At 72.5% G+C, this 18778-nt stretch carries 14 protein-coding genes and 1 pseudogene; 10 read left to right on the top strand and 5 right to left on the bottom strand.

The window, feature by feature from the left end; all coding sequences use genetic code 11:
• Both ACZ418_RS37700 and ACZ418_RS37695 read left to right on the top strand, forming a co-directional pair.
• A partial coding sequence (locus ACZ418_RS37700) for a cytochrome c oxidase subunit I (RefSeq protein ID WP_468372023.1) occupies positions 1 to 1011 on the top strand: 1011 nt, incomplete at its 5' end.
• On the top strand, positions 1008 to 1346 hold the full coding sequence (locus ACZ418_RS37695; protein WP_468372021.1) for a hypothetical protein: 339 nt from the start codon (positions 1008 to 1010) through the stop codon (positions 1344 to 1346). The genes ACZ418_RS37700 and ACZ418_RS37695, both read left to right, overlap by 4 nt.
• A 12-nt stretch (positions 1347 to 1358) precedes the next feature.
• Here ACZ418_RS37695 and ACZ418_RS37690 read toward each other — a convergent pair.
• Positions 1359 to 2294: pseudogene (locus ACZ418_RS37690) on the bottom strand (RICIN domain-containing protein); the annotation flags it as partial.
• A 17-nt stretch (positions 2295 to 2311) separates the two neighbouring features.
• On the opposite strand from ACZ418_RS37690, the gene ACZ418_RS37685 reads away from it, so the two are divergent.
• Positions 2312 to 3556, top strand: a complete 1245-nt coding sequence (locus ACZ418_RS37685) for a glycosyltransferase (RefSeq protein ID WP_468372018.1) — start codon at positions 2312 to 2314, stop codon at positions 3554 to 3556.
• A gap of 27 nt (positions 3557 to 3583) precedes the next feature.
• Here the strand turns inward: ACZ418_RS37685 and ACZ418_RS37680 are convergent, their stop codons facing one another.
• Complete coding sequence (locus tag ACZ418_RS37680; RefSeq protein WP_468372015.1) at positions 3584 to 4609, bottom strand: alcohol dehydrogenase; 1026 nt, start codon at positions 4607 to 4609, stop codon at positions 3584 to 3586.
• 221 nt (positions 4610 to 4830) lie between these two features.
• Positions 4831 to 5493 carry a TetR/AcrR family transcriptional regulator gene (locus tag ACZ418_RS37675; protein ID WP_468372013.1) on the bottom strand — a complete coding sequence of 221 codons (663 nt, stop codon included), beginning with the start codon at positions 5491 to 5493 and terminating at the stop codon, positions 4831 to 4833.
• Between the two features lie 150 nt (positions 5494 to 5643).
• On the opposite strand from ACZ418_RS37675, the gene ACZ418_RS37670 reads away from it, so the two are divergent.
• Positions 5644 to 6897 carry a YncE family protein gene (locus tag ACZ418_RS37670; RefSeq protein WP_468372011.1) on the top strand — a complete coding sequence of 418 codons (1254 nt, stop codon included), beginning with the start codon at positions 5644 to 5646 and terminating at the stop codon, positions 6895 to 6897.
• 66 nt (positions 6898 to 6963) lie between these two features.
• Here the strand turns inward: ACZ418_RS37670 and ACZ418_RS37665 are convergent, their stop codons facing one another.
• Together ACZ418_RS37665 and ACZ418_RS37660 are read right to left on the bottom strand one after the other, a co-directional pair.
• The gene (locus ACZ418_RS37665; RefSeq protein ID WP_468372008.1) at positions 6964 to 8844 is read right to left on the bottom strand and encodes a cellulase family glycosylhydrolase; all 1881 of its coding nucleotides are present in this window, start codon (positions 8842 to 8844) and stop codon (positions 6964 to 6966) included.
• Between the two features lie 82 nt (positions 8845 to 8926).
• A complete protein-coding gene (locus ACZ418_RS37660; RefSeq protein ID WP_468372005.1) occupies positions 8927 to 11407 on the bottom strand; it encodes a GTP-binding protein in 2481 nt (826 codons plus the stop codon).
• 261 nt (positions 11408 to 11668) lie between these two features.
• Between ACZ418_RS37660 and ACZ418_RS37655 the strand changes: the two genes are divergently transcribed.
• The 6 genes from ACZ418_RS37655 to ACZ418_RS37630 all read left to right on the top strand — a co-directional run bounded on the left by ACZ418_RS37655 (position 11669) and on the right by ACZ418_RS37630 (position 18767).
• On the top strand, positions 11669 to 12175 hold the full coding sequence (locus ACZ418_RS37655) for a (2Fe-2S)-binding protein (protein ID WP_468372001.1): 507 nt from the start codon (positions 11669 to 11671) through the stop codon (positions 12173 to 12175).
• A complete protein-coding gene (locus tag ACZ418_RS37650; RefSeq protein WP_468371998.1) occupies positions 12172 to 14649 on the top strand; it encodes a xanthine dehydrogenase family protein molybdopterin-binding subunit in 2478 nt (825 codons plus the stop codon). Before ACZ418_RS37655 ends, ACZ418_RS37650 begins: the two co-directional genes overlap by 4 nt.
• Positions 14646 to 15500, top strand: coding sequence for an FAD binding domain-containing protein (locus ACZ418_RS37645; protein WP_468371996.1), 855 nt, complete (start codon positions 14646 to 14648; stop codon positions 15498 to 15500). The genes ACZ418_RS37650 and ACZ418_RS37645 overlap by 4 nt, the downstream gene beginning before the upstream one ends.
• Before the next feature lie 15 nt (positions 15501 to 15515).
• Complete coding sequence (locus ACZ418_RS37640; protein ID WP_468371994.1) at positions 15516 to 16391, top strand: AAA family ATPase; 876 nt, start codon at positions 15516 to 15518, stop codon at positions 16389 to 16391.
• A 101-nt stretch (positions 16392 to 16492) separates the two neighbouring features.
• The gene (locus ACZ418_RS37635) at positions 16493 to 17671 is read left to right on the top strand and encodes a vWA domain-containing protein (protein WP_468372036.1); all 1179 of its coding nucleotides are present in this window, start codon (positions 16493 to 16495) and stop codon (positions 17669 to 17671) included.
• Positions 17664 to 18767 carry an XdhC family protein gene (locus tag ACZ418_RS37630; protein WP_468372033.1) on the top strand — a complete coding sequence of 368 codons (1104 nt, stop codon included), beginning with the start codon at positions 17664 to 17666 and terminating at the stop codon, positions 18765 to 18767. The genes ACZ418_RS37635 and ACZ418_RS37630 overlap by 8 nt, the downstream gene beginning before the upstream one ends.
• Positions 18768 to 18778: the final 11 nt, after the last annotated feature.

Genomic DNA, 18778 nt, shown 5'->3' with positions numbered 1-18778 from the left:
CCGGTCCTGGCGGCCGCGCTGTTCGCGCTGGAGGCGGACCGCAAGTTCGGCGCCCATGTGTTCGACGCCGCGAACGGCGGAGCGTTGCTCTGGCAGCACCTCTTCTGGTTCTTCGGCCATCCCGAGGTGTACATCATCGCGCTGCCGTTCTTCGGCATCATCTCCGAGGTCATTCCGGTCTTCTCCCGCAAGCCGATGTTCGGCTACATGGGTCTGATCGCCGCGACCATCGCGATCGCCGGTCTGTCGGTGACCGTGTGGGCCCACCACATGTACGTCACCGGCGGTGTGCTGCTGCCGTTCTTCTCCTTCATGACCTTCCTGATCGCCGTGCCGACCGGTGTGAAGTTCTTCAACTGGATAGGCACGATGTGGAGGGGCAGTCTTTCCTTCGAGACGCCGATGCTCTGGGCGACGGGATTCCTTGTCACGTTCGTCTTCGGCGGGCTGACCGGTGTGATGCTCGCCTCGCCGCCGATCGACTTCGCCACCTCCGACACCTATTTCGTGGTGGCCCACTTCCACTACGTCATCTTCGGCACGGTCGTGTTCGCGATGTTCGCCGGTTTCCACTTCTGGTGGCCGAAGTGGACCGGAAAGATGCTGGACGAGCGCCTCGGCAGGATCACCTTCTGGACGCTGTTCATCGGCTTCCACGGCACCTTTCTGGTCCAGCACTGGCTGGGCACGAACGGGATGCAGCGCCGGATTCCCGACTACCTCGCGGCCGAGGGGCTCACCACGCTCAACACGGTCTCGACGATCTTCTCGTTCCTGCTCGGGTCCTCCATGCTCCCGTTCCTCTACAACGTCTGGAAGACGGCCAGGTACGGCGAGCGGGTCGAGAGCGACGACCCCTGGGGCTACGGCCGTTCACTGGAGTGGGCGACCTCCTGCCCGCCCCCGAGGCACAACTTCCTCACCCTGCCGCGCATCCGCAGCGAGTCCCCTGCCTTCGACCTGCACCACAGCGAAACGCCGGATCGGCCACGGGAGTTGAGCGCACCATGACGGCGCAGGAAGAGCGGTCCCTCGTCCGGGAGATCGAGGGCCATCTGCTGCTCGCCGCCGCACGGCAGGAGGGCCGTACGGCGGCGGCGCGCACCGCGTCCCGGCTGGGCTGGCTCACCGATGCCCAACGGGAGGTGCTCGAGCGGGAGTTCGAGGCGGAGTACCTGACGCTGTCCCGCCGGTCGTGGCAGCGCACCGCCGACCGCGCCGAGGAACTTCGGCAGACGTACGAGACGCGGTACCGGGCGCTGCGGCAGCGCCTGCTGGCGTGTCTGCTGCTGGGGTGTGCGGTGCTCGCGGCGGCGGGCCTGCTGGTGGTGTCCGCCGCCGCGTAGGGCCGCCGTGGGTCAGGTCCGGGACCACTTCTGGTTGTCGCCGCCGTTGCAGCTCCACAGCACCAGCGGCGTGCCGTTGCCGGTGCCGGCGTTGTACGCGTCCAGGCAGAGTCCCGCGTGGACGTTGGTGATCGTGCCGTCGGCGTTCACCGTCCACTTCTGGTTGTCCTGGCCGTTGCAGTCCCAGATCACGACCTTGGTGCCGTTGGTGGTGCCGAGGTTGTAGGCGTCGAGGCACTTGTCGCCGTAGACCACGAGTTCCCTGCGGGAGGTGTACGTCCAGGCCTGGTTGGCGCCGCCGTTGCAGTCCCACAGCTCGGCCTGGGTGCCGTTGGTGAGGGTGTTGTCGTGGACGTCGGCGCACCGGCCGGACTGTCGGCCTACGAGGAGGGTGCCGTCGGTGCCGGGTATCGGGTGGACCGTGATGCCGCCCAGGGCCGGACCGCCGGTGAAGGTCAGGGAGTTGGCGGCTCCCTTGGTGAGGTGCGCCTGGACCGAGACCGTGCCCTGGGCGGTGCCGGTGGGCGGGAAGGAGACCGTCGTCGGGGTCTGGCCGTCCACCCGGAGGGTCGCGGTGACGGGCGTGGCGGCCGTGTTGGTGTAGGCGATGTCGACCACGCCCAGGCCGGTGCTCGCGGCGCTCACGCCGGTGTACGTGCCGGAGGACGTGGCGCTGTAGCCGCTGCTCGCCGCCTCGGTGCCGCTGACCTTGAGCAGCACCGGGCCGCCCGCCGGGACGCTGGTGGTGCAACTCGTGGCGTAGGAGCCCACGTCCTTGCGCGCCCACAGGTCCCGCACGCCGGCCGTGGCCCCGGTGAGGCCCAGGTCGGACCAGCGGACGGTGATGTGCTGCGTGGCGCAGGTGCGGTTGAGCAGGACCACGGCCCGGTTGCCGGTGCCGGAGAGGACCTTGCCGTAGACCTGGAGGCCGGTGGCCGAGGCACGAACCGGCCATACTGGGCTTCGTGCGCGTTGCGATCACGACGGCGGGATCCCGGGGCGATGTGGCCCCCTACACCGGGCTCGGACACCGGCTCGCCAGGGCCGGACACGAGGTCACCCTGGTCACCCACGCCCGCTTCGAGCCGCTGGTGGCGGGCTCCGGCGTACGGTTCCACGCGCTGCCGGTCGATCCCCGGGCGGAGCTGGAGTCGCCGCGCGGCCGGGGCCTGCACCGCAGTGCCAGCGGTGCCGGGAAGCTCCTGCGGGTGGTGGAGCTGGCGCGGCGGCTGGTCGGGCGGATGACCGAGGATCTGCTCACGGCTGCCGGGGACGCCGAGATCCTGCTGCTGTCCGCCTCGCTGGCCCCGCTCGGGCACACGATCGCCGAGGGACTGCGGCTGCCGAGCATGGGCGTCTATCTCCAACCGCTCGCCGCGACGGGCGAGTTCGCGCCTCCGGTGCTGGGCGGCGGCTGCTGGGGCGGGCCGGCCAACCGGCTCGCCGGACACGGTGTGAGCCTCGCCGTGGAGCATGTGTTCGCGGCCACCGTTCCCGGCGTGCGCGCCCGGCTCGGACTGCCCCCGATGAGCACCGGCGCGGCGCGGCGGGCCCGCGAGCGCCGACACTGGCCGGTGCACCACGGCTTCAGTCCCCTGGTGGTGCCCAGGCCCCGGGACTGGCGGACCGGCCTCACGGTGAGCGGCTACTGGTGGCCGTACGACACGGAGGCGCAACTCCCCGACAGAGTGAGGGAGTTCCTCGACGCGGGCCCGGCGCCGGTCTTCGTCGGACTGGGCAGCGCCACCGTGCCGGATGCGGCCCGGCTCAGCGCCCAGGTGGTCGCGGCGCTGCGGCGGGCCGGGCTGCGCGGGGTGATCCAGCGCGGCTGGGGCGGGCTCGCGGCCGCCGGGGACGACATGCTGACCATCGACGACGTGCCGCACGCGCTGCTCTTTCCGCGGATGGCCGCGGTGGTCCACCACGCGGGTGCGGGGACGACCGCGGCGGGGCTGCGCGCCGGGGTGCCGGCCGTACCGGTCCCGGTCCAGTTCGACGCGGGGTTCTGGTCCGCCCGGCTGGTCGCGCTGGGGGTCGCCCCGGACGTCGTACCGCTGCGCCGTCTCACCGTGGACGCGCTGGTCCCGGCCCTGGTGCGGGCCACCCGGGAGCGGGAGTACCGGGAGCGGGCGCGCTCCCTGGGCGCCCGCATCCGCGACGAGGACGGTGCCGCCCCGGTACTCGCGGCACTGGAGCGGCTCGGCGGCTGACAAGCCGGCCTGAGCCGGCCCGCAGGGTCAGCCGTTGGTGAGGACCATCCGGAAGCGCGCCTTGCCGGCGAGCATCTTCTGGTAGGCCTCGCCGGCGTTGTCCAGCGGCACGGTCTCGGTCATCGGACGGATGCCGTGCAGGGCGCTGAAGGCCATGGCGTCCTCGACGTCCTGCGAGGTGCCGGACGGGTGGCCCCGGACGAGGCGGGCGGCCATCAGCAGCTGGGCCGGATTGACGCCCATCGGGGCGCTGTCCGCTCCGATGACCACCAGCTCGCCGCGGGGTGCCAGACCGTCCACGGTGGCCGTGATGGCATCCGAGTTCCCGGCGGTGGCCAGGACGGCCCGGACGCCGCCGAGGGACTGCAGGGCCTCGGCGACCGGCGTGCCGGAGGTGCTGTCGACGTAGTGGTGGGCCCCCAGTTGCTTGGCGAAGTCGGCCTTCTCCGCGCCCCGGGCGATCGCCACGGTCTCGAAGCCCATCGCGACGGCGTACCGCACCCCCAGGTGCCCCAGACCGCCGAGCCCGAGCACGGCGACCAGGTCTCCCGGCCGGGCCGAGCTGCGCCGCAGCCCGTTGAACGTGGTCACGCCCGCGCAGGCCATGGGTCCCGCATCGGTCGCCGACAGGCCTTCCGGGATCCGGGCGAGGGCGTCCGCGGGCGCGATCACCTTCTCGGCGAAGCCTCCGTCGTAGGCCCACCCCGGGACCTTCAGGTTCGGACACACGATGAAGTCGCCCTGTCGGCACGGCTTGCAGTGCCCGCAGCTGCCGCCGAACCAGCCGACCGCCACCCGGTCACCGACCTTGAAGCCCCGATCCAGCACGCCCTGGCCGAGCTCCTCGACATGCCCGGCGATCTCGTGCCCAGGCACCTCGGGGAACGTCACGCCGGGTAGTCCGCCGCTCACGAAGAGGGCGTCACTGTGGCAGACCCCGCACGCCTCCACGGCGATCCTCACCTGGCCCGGCCCGGGTTGCGGCACCTCTCGTTCGACCAGCTCGAAAGTGCCGTTCGGAGCGGTCACCTGCGCGACTCGGTAGGTACTCATGCGCTTCTCCGGAGAACGGGTACGACAGGCCCCTGATCCAGCACACCAGCTCCGGGCCGAACGCGCGCGTCGAGCCCCTCGGCCCCGTGATGGCCGCGCGCCACGGGCCTGGCATCGGTCCGCGTCCGGATGTCGATGCCCCCGGGCCCGTCCGGCGGCCCGGGCTTTCGGTCACGGGGACCGCGCCCCGGAGCCGGCCCCGTCCGCCGGGCGAGCCGCGGTCACCCGCCCCGGGGCCGCCAGCCCTCCGGCCGGAGCATTCCGAGCAGCAGCCGCACCAGCTCGTCCACCACCTCGTCCAGCGTGGCGTCCACCCAGCCGGCGCTCCAGTCGTGCAGCAGGCCGTTGACGCTGCCGATGAAGGCCGCCGCGGCGAGGCGGTAGTCGCGGGGCGCCGCCTCCCCGCGCACGACGGCCGCGTCCGCCTCGGCGCGGATGAGGTCGATCCAGCGGGCCCGGCGGGCCAGTCGCTGCTCCTCCAGGCGTGGGCTGACGCCGACGATCTCCACGAAGGTGATGCGGATGCGGCGCGGGTCGCAGGTGACGTCGCGGGCGTAGGCCCGGAAGAGCACGCCGGCCCGCTCGGCTAGCGGCAGCCCGTCCGCCGTGGCGAGCGCGTCGAGTACGGCCTGTTCGGCCCAGCCGTTGACCTCGAGGTGCAGCGCGGCGAGGACGTCCTCCAGGGTGCGGAACTCCTCGTAGAACTGGCGGGTCGACAGGCCGGCGGCCTGGCTCAGCGCGGCAACCGTCGTGCCCCGGTAGCCGGGGGTGCCGCCGAACAGCTCCAGGGCCGCGTCGAGGAAGCGCCGGCGCCGCTCGGCCTGCCGTTCCTCGGCGGATCTGCCGCCGTAGCGGCCCGTCGGCGCCTTGATCCTGCCCGCCACGTGTTCCCCCTCCGTCCGCCACCGGTCACCCAATCTTGTCGTGCACACATCTTGTCGAGCAGCCCATCGCTTCCTTACTTTTCAGTAAGTTCACTGTGAATGCGCCCGTGTTCAGATTCCCCGCACACCCCCCGAGGAAAGAGAGCAGTCATGCCTGCCTCCAGAACCAGGCACCTGTGCTCCGTGGCCGCCGCCCTCGCCCTGACCGTCGCCGGCCCGGCGACCGCCGCGTCCGCCGCGAGCGGCGCCGCCGACGGTCTTCGTGAGGTGCTGTTCGTCGGCAACAACTGGGACGGCACCGCCGATGTCATCAAGTCCTCCGGCGACTTCGCGAAGATCGGCCGGATCAACGTCGTCCCCGACAAGGCGGAGCGGCTGGCCGAGATCAACGCCGACCCGATCAAGTGGATCTACTACACGTCCATCCGCAACCAGGTCGGCGAGGGACACGACCAGTACGTGGACGACATGTACTCCGCGCCCGACGGAAAGTCCGTGGTCGTCTCCCGGCCCAGCTTCGCCGACGTGGTGTCCATCGACCTGACCACCGACAAAATCAACTGGCGCTTCCCGGTGGCGGGGTACCGCGCCGATCACATGGCGGTCTCACCCGACGGCACCCGCGTCGCGGTCTCGGCCTCGACGGCGAACAAGGTGCAGGTGCTGGACATCGACACCGGTAAGGAACTGGGCGAGTTCGGCACCGGAGACAAGCCGCACGAGAACTTCTTCACCAACGGCGGCAAGTACATCTGGAACATGTCCATCGGCGAGGTGACCACGTCCCTCGACGACCCGGGCTGGGACTGGACGAAGGGCGACCGCCACATCACCGTCGTCGACGCGACCACGTTCAAGCAGGTCAGGACGATCGACATGCGGCAGCGGCTGGACGCGATCGGGCTGAAGGACTTCTCCGACGCCGTCCGGCCCGCCGCCTTCCCGCCCGACTGGTCCAAGCTGTACTTCCAGGTGTCGTTCTTCAACGGCTTCCTGGAGTACGACGTCGCGGCCGACAAGATCACCCGGGTGAAGACCCTGCCGGAGAACCCGGCGACGAACCCGGACCGCACCACCTGGCTGCTGGACTCGCGCCACCACGGCATCTCGATGAACCCCGAGGGCACCAAACTGTGTGTCGCCGGGACGATGGACAACTACGCCACCGTGGTCGACCGGGCCTCCTTCGACGTCGGCCCGCTCATCACCGCCTCCACGCCGTACTGGGCGACCGTGAGCGGCGACGGCAAGGACTGCGTCATCTCGGAGGCCGGTGCCGACCAGGTCACGGCCATCGACTTCGCCAGCGGCCGGAAGGTGCTGTCCGTGCCGGTCGGCGACCATCCGCAGCGCGTCCGGCTGGGGCACGTCCAGGCCGACTGGAGCGGCCCGAAGGGGAGTTGAGCGCCGTACGGCCTCCGGGGTGACCCCACTCCTCCCGGGGGCCGTACGGCTCCTGCCCACCAGGCCTCAGAAGTGGGCCGCCGCCCACGCGGCCAGCTCGGACCTGGCCGCGCTCAGCAGGTCCGCCGAGGGCGCCGTGGCCCCGTTCGTCACCAGCGCGTAGTGCAGGGCACCGGAGTCCGTGTCGCTGAGCAGCAGGCGGCGGCTGCCGGTGCCGCCCGGCTCGGGGGCGACGGCGACCGGGGTGGCGGCGCCGGTGTAGGCGGGCGGGGCGTAGGCCGTGCCCAGGTCGGAGACGACGGTGGTGGACGCGGCGGGGAAGGACGCCGGCAGGTGCAGTTCGGTGGGTGCACTGCCGTCGCCGGAACGCCACACCAGCAGCCCGTACTGGCCGGAGCCCACCAGCTTCGCCACGTTCGGCAGCGAGGACGGCACCGGGTTCCAGGTGAGGGTGGTGGAGCCGTCGCGGGAGCGGTCCTCGTAGGTGAAGGCGAGGGCCGTACCGGCCGTGGCGCTCGGGTAGAGGCGGTCCAGCAGCCGGGCGTCCTGGCGCAGGGTGACGTTCCCGGAGTCGTCCAGGCGTACGGCGGAGAGGTCCTCGCCGTTCCAGGCGTCGCCGGAGGTGAGCACCTTGTCGGGGTTGCCGTTCATCAGCTCGTGGTGCCGGCCGTTGTAGAGGTCCCACTGCCACTGGGTGCCGGAGAGCACCGGACCGGAGGCGGCCGGGGTCTGCCACCAACTCGCACCCACCACACGGGAGTCGAGGGCCTGGTACATGGCCTTCAGCACGGTCGGCGCCTTGTCGGAGACCGTGCCGGACAGGGGATGGCCGAACTCGCTGACCACGGCCGCGGTGCCGGCGGCCGCGGCGCGGTCGCGGACGGTGGCGAAGTCGGCGGCGTACTGGCCGTCGGCCGCCTTGCCCCACATGAGGATGCCGGAGATGGCTTTCTGGTCGTAGAAGTGGGTGTTGAAGACATAACCCGGGCCGAGCGTGCCCGCGTCCAGCAGGCCGCCCTCCTGCTTCTGGGTGGAGATGTTGGCGTTCCAGAAGAGGTTGGGCTCCACGAAGGCGGGCTTGTCCTGCCAGCCGGCGGCGTCCATACGGGCGCGGAACTTCTCGTAGAACGGCCACAACAGGTCCTTCTCCCAGGTGCGGGAGGTCTGCCCGGAGTCGTAACGGCCCGCGTAGGGCTCGTTGTACGGATCGAATCCGGCGATGCCCGCGAACTCGGCGGAGTCCAGGTGCTGTCGCAGGTAGGTCATGGTCGTCCGCGCGGTGGTGAGAAAGGCGTCCTGGAGGCCGTAGGCGTTGTGCCAGAAGTCGTACTGCGCCTGCTGCACGGCGGCGTTCTGGGTGATGTTCTGGCCCCAGAACAGGCAGATGCCGCAGGACTCGACCGGGTAACTGCCCGCGTCCACCGCCCACTTGGGGGCGCCGTCGCCCGTGTACCAGCTGCCGCTGTTGAACAGGTGGCGGGAGTACAGGTCCTGGTGGAAGTCGGGGAAGACGCGGATGCCCGCGTCCAGGAAGGCGCGCAGCTGCTCGGTGACGGCGGCCAGATAACCGGCGTCCACCTGGCCGCGCACGGGCTCGGCGTGCGCCCAGGAGAACAGGAAGCGGACGGTGTTCGCGCCGCCGAGGGCGCGCAGCGCGATCGCGGACTTACGGGCGTCGGCGACGGAGGCGAAGGGCAGGCCGCCGTTCTCCTCCAGCTTGGTCTCGCCGGAGACGTTGTAGCCGCGCAGGACGATCTCGCGTCCCTGGCCGTCGGTGAAGCGGCCGCCCTGCACGGTGAGCGGGGCGCCGTCGAACCAGAGGGAGTCGGTGGGGAGGGCGGAGGAGGTGGCGGGGGTCGCGGCGGTGGCGGGCGGGAGGCCCGCCACCGTCAGGGATCCACTGAGGACGACCAGAACAACCAGCAGACACACCCGGATATTCGGCATGTCCACCACAATCCGGCGATGCCCGGACACCGTCAACAGTTTCTGACTCTCCAGTAAGTTGACTGTGAGTCAGCCCGCTGGCTCAATCCCCCACTCGACGTGTCACGTTGAGCAGGTACTCCTTCCGGTTCAGCGGGTTGTGGTCGGTGCGCGGCCGCTCCGGGACGGTGCCGCGGGTGACCGGCGCGTAGTGGTCGAACGCCGTCTCCAGCTCCCCTTCGCCCCGGGTGAGCCCGGGCAGCCGCTGCCCCAGCTCGTGCACCCGGGCGGCCGGCACCGTGCCCTCCAGCGCGACGGCCGCGCCGAGCGCCCCGGTGGTCTCCGGTACGGCGCCCAGCCGGGCCAGCACCGGGAGCAGCGCGCCGAGCGTGTCCGCCGGGGCCTGAAGCCGGAAGCGGTGCATGGGCTCGTGTACCCGGGTGCCCGCCCGGCGCAGCGCCTCGGTCAGGACCAGCGGGGTCAGGCACCGGAAGTCGTAACCGGTGCTCGACATGCTCTTGTCGAAGCCCTGGTGGGCGTGGCTCTGCCGGGGCGAGTAGCCGGAGTGGGTCATGGTGACCGTGCAGTCGGGGATCCGCCAGCCGTGCAGTCCCTGACCGAGCGTCTCGCGGACGGTGTCCTCCACGGCCTTGAAGAAGGCGTACGGCATCGAGCCGAGCTCCACCTCCAGGCGGAAGTCCACCCCGGAGCCGGGCGGTGCGGGCTCGACGCGCAGACCGACGGTGGCGAGGAACGGGTTCGCGTCCTTCTTGTTGAACTCCACGGCGTGTCCGGTGCCGACGGGGCGTTCGATGCACAGGGTCGTCGTCTCGCGGAAGCAGACGTCCAGGCCGTACTCCTCGGCGAGGGTCGCCTGGACCACCTCCTTCTGTACCTCGCCGTAGAGGGACACGGAGGTCTCCCCGCGCAGCTCGTCGTGCCGGACCCCGATGAGCGGGTCCTGTTCGGCGAGCTGGGTGAGCGCGAGGTGCAGCGAGCGCCGGTCGGCGCCGGGACCGGGCACGACGACCGTCTCCAGGGTGGGGGGCGCGAAGTGGTGCGGGTACGTCATCCCCGGTCGCCCGATCGCGTCACCGATCCGCACACCGCCGAGCCCCCACACCTTGACGATCCGCCCGGCACCGGCGCCGTCCCACCGGACGTCGGTGCCGCACTCGAACACGCTGAGCCCGGTGACGCGCCCCTCGGCACGGGGTCGGGTCCCCTGCCCTGCCGACGGCCCATCGAGGCCAAGCCCCGCAGACCGGCCACCGAACGCCCGGCCGTTCCCACGTCCACCGGCGCCCCCGGCCTCCGCAGGCCCACCCCCTCGGCCGTGGGTGACCCGGCCCGCAACACGGTCGCCGGAGACCCGCCCCTCCCCGCGATCTCCCACGCCCGGAGCGCGCACCCGGCCATCGGCGGCCGGACCTCGCACACCACCATCCGCACCCGCGCCCCGCGCACCAAGGCCGGCTTCCCCGCCCGCCGCACCACCATCGGCACCCTGCCCAAGCACCCGACCGTCGGAGATCCGTCCCTCCAACCGACCACCAGCAGCCCCGCCCACCAACCCGGCGCCGCCACCCCGACCCTCACCCCGGCCCTCGCCCCCGCCGTAAACACCCCCGCCCTCCGACCGACCCCCAGCAGCCCCGCCCACCGAGCGGCCGTCACCATCCCGACCCTCCACCCGCCCGTCGCCCGCACCGCCCTCCTCTCCCCCGTCCCCGAACGGGACCCGGTCGCGGACGTGGAGGGTGCCGGAGAAGATGCGGGCGTAGGCCACCTTCTCGCCCGCCGGGCCGCGTTCGACCTTGAAGACGGTGGCCGACAGGGGGCCGGACGGGTCGCCGTCGGCGGTGGGCAGCAGGTGCTCGATGCCGGCGGTCAGTTCGGGCACGCCCGCTCCGGTGATGGCGGAGCCGAAGTAGACCGGATGGACCAGCGCGCGCCGGGTCTGGGCGGCGAGGGCGGTGTGCAGACGGGTGTCGGACACACCGCCGTCGAGGTAGGCGGCGAGCAGGTCGTCGTCGTGGTCGGCGAGCGCGTCCAGTGCGGCCGGACCGAGGCCGGGGACGAAACGGGCGGTGGGGGTGCCGAGTGCGGCGGCTTCCCCCATCGGGACCAGCGGTACGGACAGCCTGCGGGTCATCCGGTCGAGCACGGCGGAGCCCTGCGCACCCCGCCGGTCGATCTTGTTCACGAAGATCAGCGTGGGGATCCGCAGCCGGCGCAGGGTGCGCATCAGCACCCGTGTCTGTGCCTGGACGCCCTCGACGGCCGAGACGACCAGCACGGCACCGTCGAGCACGCCGAGCACCCGCTCGACCTCGGCGATGAAGTCCGGGTGACCGGGGGTGTCGATGAGATTGACGGTGACGCCGTCGAGCGGGAAGGAGACGACGGCGGACTTGATGGTGATGCCGCGCTGCCGCTCCAGCGCGAGGGTGTCGGTGGTGGTGCTGCCGGCGTCGACGCTGCCGATCTCGTCGATCACTCCGGCGGTGTGCAGCAGCCGTTCGGTCAGGCTGGTCTTACCGGCGTCGACATGCGCGAGAATTCCGAGATTGAGCAGATGCACTGAGCGTGATGTCCTTCTGCATGGGGCGGATTCCTTCCTGGGCGGACATGCACGCAGCGCGCATCGCTGGTCCTCTCTGTGTGACGACGGGCACCGCGCAGTGCAGCAGACACCGGCACCCGGCAGCAATGGATTAATGCTCAACAAATGCCGGTCACAGCACTCGCCGTGACCAGAGTGCGGTCGTAGGGTGACGTACATCACGTCCGACGGCTGAAAATCCCTGGCTGAAAACCCTCTCCCGCACGGTCTGGAGGGCACATGACCCGCATCTCGGTGAACGTGGACGGCACGACGTACGAGGACGACGTGGAACCCCGTCTTCTCCTGGCCCACTACCTGCGCGACCGCCTCGGCCTCACCGGCACCACGATCGGCTGCGACACCTCCAACTGCGGCGCCTGCACGGTCGACCTGGACGGAGCCAGCGTGAAGAGCTGCTCGGTGCTCGCCGTGCAGACCGACGGCTGCGCGGTGACCACGATCCAGGGGCTCGCCCAGGACGGCGAGTGGACGGCGCTGCAGCGCGCCTTCCACGAACAGCACGGTCTGCAGTGCGGCTACTGCACCCCGGGCATGATCATGGCCGCCCGCGATCTGCTGCGCGAGAACCCGCACCCCAGCCCGGAGGAGGTCAGGCAGGCCCTGGAGGGCAACCTCTGCCGCTGCACCGGCTACCAGAACATCGTCCGCGCGGTGCTCGCCGCATCCGGGCAACAGGCCCCCTCCGGACAGCGGGGACAGGTCGGCGAGGAGGTCACGGCATGACCGACCAGGCCGTCGAACGCGAGGTCGGACGCCGCCGGCTGCGCAAGGAGGACGCCCGGCTGATCACCGGCCAGACCAACTGGACCGACAACATCCAGGTCGCCGGTCTGCTGCACCTGGCGATCCTGCGCAGCCCGATGGCGCACGCCCGCGTCACCCGCCTCGACGTCTCCTCCGCTCTCGAATACCCCGGTGTCGTCGCGGCGTTCAGCGGCGCCGACCTCGCCGAAGGGCTGGGCTCACTGCCCTGCGCCTGGCCGGTGACCGAGGACATCGTGCTGCCCGACCATCCGCCGGTCGCCGTCGACGAGGTCCGCTACGCGGGTGACCCGGTGGCGGTCGTGGTGGCCCGCGACCGGTACGCGGCCGCCGACGCCCTGGAGGCGGTCGAGGTCGACTACGACCCGCTGCCCCCGGTCCTCGACCTGGAGGCCGCGCTCGCCGAGGGTGCCCCGCTGGTCCACGCCGACAAGGGCACCAACCGCTGCTACACCTGGCCGCTGGCCACCGGCGAGAGCTTCGCGGCGGTGCGGGACCGCGCCGAGGTGACCCTGAAGCGCCGCTACCACCAGCAGCGGCTGATCCCCAACGCGATGGAGCCGCGCGCGGTCGTCGTCACCCCGCTCGCCGCCTCCGGCGAGTACACGGTCTACTCGGCGACCCAGATCCCGCACATCCTGCGGATCATGCTGTCCACGGTCACCGGGATCCCCGAGCACAAGCTCCGCGTCATCGCCCCGGACGTGGGCGGCGGCTTCGGCTCCAAGCTCCAGGTGTACGGCGAGGAGGCCCTCGCGCTCGCGGTCGCCCGCAAGCTCGGCCGGCCCGTGAAGTGGACCGAGTCCCGCTCCGAGGGCGCGCTCGCCACCCACCACGGCCGCGGCATGATCCAGGACGTCGAGATCGCCGCCACCCGCGAGGGAAGGCTGCTCGGGCTGAAGGTCGACCTGCTCGCCGACATGGGCGCCTACCTGATGCTCGTCACCCCCGGCATCCCGATCCTCGGCGCCTTCATGTACCCGGCGATCTACAAGATGGACGCCTACGACTTCACCTGCACCGGGGTGTTCACCACCCGCACGCCCACCGACGCCTACCGCGGCGCAGGGCGCCCCGAGGCGACCTTCGCCATCGAGCGGATCATGGACGAGCTGGCCGCCGAACTCGGCCTGGACCCCGTGGAGTTGCGGCGCCGGAACTGGATCCGGCACGAGGAGTTCCCGTACACCTCGATCGCCGGACTGACCTACGACAGCGGCAACTACGAGGCGGCCACCGACAAGGCGCTCGCCCTGTTCGGGTACGACGACCTGCGCGCCGAACAGCACAAGCGCAACGAGCGCGGCGATCCGGTACGGCTCGGCATCGGCGTGTCGACGTACACCGAGATGTGCGGGCTCGCGCCGAGCCGGGTGCTGCGCGACCTCAGGTACGGCGCCGGCGGCTGGGAGGCGGCGAGCATCCGCATGCTGCCCACCGGCAAGGTCGAGGTGGTCACCGGCACCAGCCCGCACGGGCAGGGCCACGAGACCTGCTGGAGCCAGATCGCGGCCGACGTGCTCGGCGTGCCCTTCGAGGACGTCGAGGTGCTGCACGGAGACACCAAGGCGGCGCCGCAGGGCATGGACACCTACGGCTCGCGGTCGCTGGCCGTCGGCGGCGAGGCGGTGCACCGGGCCGCGAGGACGGTCGTCGAGAAGGCGCGGAAGGTCGCCGCCCATCTGCTGGAGGCGAGCGAGCAGGACCTGGAGTTCAGCGACGGGGTGTTCTCCGTCAAGGGCTCGCCGGAGGCCCGTAAGACCATCCAGGAGATCGCCTTCGAGACGTTCACCAACCACGACCTGCCCGACGGCGTCGAGCCCACGATCAACGCCGAGCACGTGGTGGACCCGGAGAACTTCTCCTACCCGCACGGCACCCACCTGTGCGCGGTCGAGGTGGACACGGAGACCGGGCGGACGCGCATCCGGTCGTACGTCTGCGTCGACGACGTCGGCCGGGTCGTCAACCCGATGATCGTCGAGGGGCAGGTGCACGGCGGGCTCGCGCAGGGCATCGCGCAGGCGCTGTACGAGGAGGCCGTGTACGACGACGACGGCAACCTCCTGTCCGGCACCCTGGCCGACTACCTCGTGCCATCGGCGGCCGACCTGCCGGACTTCGTCACCGACCGGACGGAGACACCGGCCACCTCGAACGCCCTCGGCGTCAGGGGCGTCGGCGAGGCGGGGACGATCGCGTCCACACCCGCCGTGGTCAACGCCGTCGTGGACGCGCTCCGGCCGCTCGGGGTGCGGGACGTGCGGATGCCGTGCTCTCCGCACCGGGTGTGGCGGGCGATCCAGGAGGCGCGGTCCGGCGCAACCGGCGGGACCGGCGGGACGGGTCCGGCCCGGTCCGGGCAGTCCGGCCAGGCGGCCCGGTCGGGCGAGTTCGGTCAGTACGGCCGGCCGGGTGAGGAGGGTTCGGCATGATTCCCCCCACGTTCGAGTACACCCGTCCGGACAGCGTGGACGATGCGGTGCGCGCGCTCGCCGACGCGGGCGAGGAGGCGAAGGTGCTGGCCGGCGGGCAGAGCCTGGTGCCGCTGCTGCGGCTGCGGCTGGCCTTCCCGGAGCTGCTCGTGGACGTCGGCCGCATCCCCGAGCTGCGCGGGGTCCGCGAGGACGGTGACACGCTCGTCATCGGCGCGATGACCACGCACCACGAGGTGGTGCACGACCCGCTGGTGCGCCGGCACGCCGGGCTGCTGGCTGAGGCGACGGCCACGGTGGCCGACCCGGCCGTCCGGCACCGGGGCACCCTCGGCGGCTCGCTCGCCCACGCCGACCCGGCCGGGGACCTGCCCGCCGTGGCGCTGGCGCTGGACGCCGAACTGGTCGCGGCCGGCCCCGGCGGGCGCCGCACCATCGCCGCGCGCGAGTTCTTCGTGGACTACCTGCAGTCGGCGCTCGCCGACGACGAACTGCTGCTGGAGGTGCGGATCCCGAAGACGGACGGCTGGGGCTTCCACTACGAGAAGTTCCACCCGGTCGCCCAGTCGTGGGCCATCGTGGGTGTCGCCGCGCTGGTACGGCGCGACGACGGGCGGATCGCCGAGGCACGCGTCGGGCTCTCCAACATGGGAGCGACCCCGCTCAGGGCGACCGCGGCCGAGGAGGCGCTCGCGGGTGCCGACGGTCGGGAGGCCGTGGCCCGGGCGGCCGAGGCGGCGGCGGACGGGACCCGGCCGGCGCAGGACCTGTCCGCCTCGCCGGAGTACCGGCAGCACCTGGCGCGGGTGCTGACCAGGCGGGCGGTGCTGACCGCCACCGGAATGGGGTGAGCGCCGATCATCACGATGGACGACCCGGAGCAGGTGCGGGCCCGCCTGGAGGAGACGGGGTACCTCGTCGACGAAGGACTGGCCGTCACCTGCTTCCTGGCCCTGAGGCTGCACCGGCCGCTGTTCTGCGAGGGCGACGCGGGCGTGGGCAAGACCGCGCTCGCCGCCGCCCTCGCCGAGGCGCTCGGCGCGCCGCTGATCCGGCTGCAGTGCCATGAGGGCATCGACGCCTCGCAGGCCCTGTACGACTGGGACTTCCCGCGCCAGCTGCTGCACCTGAGGGCCGCCGAGGCGGCCGGGGTCACGGACGCGGACCGGCTGGAGAGCGAGCTGTACGACCGCCGCTTCCTCATCGCCCGGCCGCTGCTCCAGGCCCTGCAGACCCAGCCGGCGGTGCTGCTGGTCGACGAGATCGACCGGGCCGACGACGAGTTCGAGGCGTTCCTGCTGGAGCTGCTGTCCGAGTACTCGGTGACCATCCCGGAGCTGGGCACCCTGCGCGCCGAGCACCCGCCGGTCGCCGTGCTGACCTCCAACCGCACCCGCGAGGTGCACGACGCGCTGAAGCGCCGGTGCCTCTACCACTGGTTCGACCATCCCTCCTTCGCCCGCGAACTGGCCATCGTGCGCCGCCGGTTGCCGCAGGTGTCGGCGCGGCTGGCCGAGCAGGTGACGGCCCTGGTGCAGGCGCTGCGAGGCGCGGACCTCCTCAAACCGCCCGGGGTGGCCGAGACCCTGGACTGGGCCGAGGCGCTGGACGCGCTGGGGGCGAGCGAGGTGGACGCCGACCTGGCGATGGCGACGCTGGGCTCGGTGCTGAAGTACCGGGAGGACACGGACCGGGCACGGGGGCTCGATCTCACGGCCGTCCTCGCGGCCCGGGGCGGGTGAGGGCGGTGGACACGACCGGGAACGGGGCGGGCGGTCCGGCGGAAGCGGATGCCGGACGGCACGAAAGCGACGCCGAACGGCCGGGGACGGCAGCCGAGCGCCTGGGAACGGGTGCGCAATCCACGGACGCCGGGCGCCTCGGGGCCGACGCCGTGCTGGTCGGCTTCGTGCGGGCGCTGCGCGCGGCCGGTGTCGACGCGAGTACCGAGCGGCTGCATGCCTTCCTGCGGGCCGTGGCCGCTCTGCGGCCGGGGGTGCGGGCGGACGTGTACTGGGCGGGGCGGGCGACACTGTGCGGCGGGCACGACGACCTGGAGCGGTACGAGCGGGTGTTCGCCGCGTACTTCGGACCGGCCGGCGAGCAGGCCCGCCGGCCGGTGCGTGCCGCTCCCCCGCCGCGGCTGCGGCTCGTCGCCCGGGAGGCGCCCACGGGACCCCGTACGCCGGGCGACAGCGAACCGTCCAGGCCGCCGGTCGCCGCGCTCGCCAGCTCGGCCGAGGTACTGCGGCACCGCGACTTCGCCGCCCTCGACCCCGCCGAACGGGACGAACTGAGCCGACTGCTCGCCGCGTTCGCCCTGGAAGGGCAGGCGCGGCGCTCGGCGCGACGCAGACCCGCCCGGCGTGGTGAGGTCGATCCGCGGCGCACCGTACGGGAGTTGCTGCGCCGAGGCGGGGAACCGGCCCGGCTGCGCCGGCACGCGCGCGTGGAGCGGCCTCGCCGGGTGGTGCTGCTCGTCGATGTGAGCGGCTCGATGGCGCCGTACGCCGACGCACTGCTGCGGTTCGCGCACGCGGCGGTGCGCGCGGGCCGCACGGAGGTGTTCACCATCGGCACCCGGCTGACCCGGGTGACCCGCGAACTCTCACACAGAGACCCCGACTTGGCGATGGCGGCCGTCGCCGCGGCGGTGCCCGACTGGCGCGGCGGCACCCGGCTCGGCGAGCTGGTGCGCGAGTTCCTCAACCGCTGGGGGCAGCGCGGCATGGCGCGCGGCGCGATCGTCGTCCTGCTCTCGGACGGCTGGGAGCGCGGCGATCCAGAGCTGCTCGGACAGCAGATGCGCCGACTGCACGCCCTGGCCCACCAGGTGGTCTGGGCGAACCCGCGCAAGGCCCGCCCCGGTTACGCGCCACTGGCGGCCGGGATGGCGGCGGCGCTGCCCAGTGTGGACGCCTTCGTCGCAGGGCACAGCCTGGCGGCGCTGGAGCGGCTGGCGGCAGTGGTGCGCGGTGCGCAGAGCGCCGCGGCCCCGGTGAGAGGAGCGGATGGTGCGTGAGATCCTGCCGGCGCTGGCGCACTGGCACGCGGCCGGGACTCCGTTCGGGCTGGCCACGGTCGTCGCGGTCAGCCGCAGCGCGCCGCGCGGCCCCGGTGCCGCGATGGCGGTGGGCCCGGACGACGAGGTCGTGGGGAGCGTGTCCGGGGGCTGTGTGGAGGGCGCGGTGTTCGAGCTCGCCCAGGAGGTCGTGGCGAGCGGCGAGGCGCGTCTTGCGACCTTCGGCTACAGCGACGAGGACGCGTTCGCGGTCGGGCTGACCTGCGGCGGCGAGATCACCCTGCTGGTCCGGCCGGTGACGCCCGGGTCGGACCCGGCGTTCGGCGCGGTCGCCGCGTCGGTCGCCGGGGGCGAGCCGGTGACCGTGGCCACGGTGGTGGACGGACCGGCGCCGCGCGGCGCCACGCTCGCGGTCTGGCCGGACCGGGCGGCGGGCACGCTCGGCGCGAGCGGCCTGGACGTCGCCGTCACCGCCGACGCGCGCGGCGAACTCGCGCTCGGCGCCTCGGCCTTGCGGCACTACGGGCCGCACGGCGAGCGCCGCGAGGACGCCGTCACGGTGTTCCTGCAGTCGTTCGCGCCACCGCCGCGCATGCTGGTCTTCGGCGCGATCGACTACGCGGCCGCCGTGGCGCGGATCGGTGACTTCCTCGGCTACCGGGTCACCGTGTGCGACGCCCGCCCCGTCTTCGCCACGCCCAAACGCTTCCCGGGGGCCGTCGAGGTCGTGGTGGACTGGCCGCACCGCTATCTCGCCGGCACGGACACCGACGACCGCACCGTGATCTGCGTCCTCACCCACGACCCGAAGTTCGACGTGCCGCTGCTGGAGGAGGCCCTGCGCCGCCCGGCGGCCTACATCGGCGCGATGGGCAGCCGGAAGACCCACGAGGAACGACTCGAACGCCTCACCGAGTCCGGGCTGACGCAGGCCGAGCTGTCCCGGCTGCGCTCACCGCTCGGCCTCGACCTGGGGGCCCGTACGCCCGAGGAGGTCGCCGTGTCCGTCGCCGCCGAGATCGTCGCGCTGCGCTGGGGCGGCAGCGGCGCACCCCTGACCACCACGGCCGGAGCCATCCACCCGCCCGCCGGCTGACGTTCCGGAAG

The sequence above is a fragment of the Streptomyces sp. NPDC030820 genome (genome assembly GCF_055572075.1).
This window is presented reverse-complemented; position numbering and strand designations above follow the sequence as displayed.

Coding starts and splice junctions, on each gene's coding strand:
- ACZ418_RS37640 (WP_468371994.1), top strand. CDS start 15,516: ATGGACGACCCGGAGCAGGTGCGGGCCCGCCTGGAGGAGACGGGGTAC.
- ACZ418_RS37650 (WP_468371998.1), top strand. CDS start 12,172: ATGACCGACCAGGCCGTCGAACGCGAGGTCGGACGCCGCCGGCTGCGC.
- ACZ418_RS37645 (WP_468371996.1), top strand. CDS start 14,646: ATGATTCCCCCCACGTTCGAGTACACCCGTCCGGACAGCGTGGACGAT.
- ACZ418_RS37655 (WP_468372001.1), top strand. CDS start 11,669: ATGACCCGCATCTCGGTGAACGTGGACGGCACGACGTACGAGGACGAC.
- ACZ418_RS37695 (WP_468372021.1), top strand. CDS start 1,008: ATGACGGCGCAGGAAGAGCGGTCCCTCGTCCGGGAGATCGAGGGCCAT.
- ACZ418_RS37670 (WP_468372011.1), top strand. CDS start 5,644: ATGCCTGCCTCCAGAACCAGGCACCTGTGCTCCGTGGCCGCCGCCCTC.
- ACZ418_RS37665 (WP_468372008.1), bottom strand. CDS start 8,844: ATGCCGAATATCCGGGTGTGTCTGCTGGTTGTTCTGGTCGTCCTCAGT.
- ACZ418_RS37680 (WP_468372015.1), bottom strand. CDS start 4,609: ATGAGTACCTACCGAGTCGCGCAGGTGACCGCTCCGAACGGCACTTTC.